General features: G+C 47.2%; 1 protein-coding gene. It reads left to right on the top strand.

Features of this window, described 5'->3' with window-relative positions:
- Positions 1-9 precede the first annotated feature (9 nt).
- The coding region (locus PR833_RS20255; RefSeq protein ID WP_272526482.1) for a nucleotide sugar dehydrogenase at positions 10-1,019 on the top strand (1,010 nt) is incomplete at its 3' end.

Raw genomic sequence — 1,019 nt, 5'->3', positions numbered from 1 at the left:
AGGTCAGTTTTGAAAATAGCAATTGCGGGTACAGGCTATGTGGGTCTGTCCAATGCCATGTTACTGTCACAACACCACGAAGTGGTGGCAGTCGATATCATTGCCGAAAAAGTGGCGATGCTTAACAACAAACAGTCGCCAATTATCGATACCGAAATCGAGCAATTTCTACGCGAAAAAACACTCAATTTCCGAGCGACACAATATATTGTCGAAGCCTATACTGGTGCACAATATGTGATTGTGGCGACCCCCACTGACTATGACCCTAAAACCAACTACTTTAATACCAAGTCAGTGGAATCGGTCATTCACGACGTGCAGAAAATCAATCCTGCCGCCACTATCATTGTGAAATCCACCATTCCGGTTGGCTTTACTGAGCGCCTACGTGAAGAGTTTGGCTACACCAATGTGATTTTCTCGCCTGAGTTTTTACGCGAAGGCCGTGCACTTTGGGATAATCTGCACCCTTCCCGTATTGTGGTAGGGGAGCGCTCTGAGCGGGCAGCGATTTTTGCTAACTTGCTGCTGGAAGGAGCCATCAAGAAAGATGTTCCAGTGCTGTTTACTGACAGCACAGAAGCCGAAGCGATTAAACTGTTTGCAAACACCTACTTGGCTATGCGCGTCGCCTATTTCAATGAATTAGATACCTATGCAGAAAGTCGCGGTTTGAACGCACGACAAATCATTGAAGGGGTGTCATTAGACCCGCGTATCGGTAGCCACTACAACAACCCCTCTTTCGGTTACGGCGGGTATTGCCTCCCTAAAGACACCAAACAGTTGTTAGCAAACTACGATGATGTGCCGAATAACCTGATTAACGCCATTGTGGAGTCTAACCGCACACGTAAAGACTTTATTTCCGATGCGATTATTGCCAAAGCGCCACGTAAAGTGGGGGTATACCGTTTGGTGATGAAGGCAGGCTCTGACAATTTCCGTGCTTCTGCGGTGCAGGGCGTGATGAAACGTATTAAGGCCAAAGGTATCGAAGTGATTGTGTATGAGCC

Origin of the sequence: Providencia sp. PROV189 (genome assembly GCF_028480065.1) — a bacterium.
In the GTDB taxonomy this organism is placed as follows: domain Bacteria; phylum Pseudomonadota; class Gammaproteobacteria; order Enterobacterales; family Enterobacteriaceae; genus Providencia; species Providencia stuartii.
Note: the sequence above shows the minus strand (reverse complement) of the source record. Positions and strands in the feature narration are given on the sequence as shown.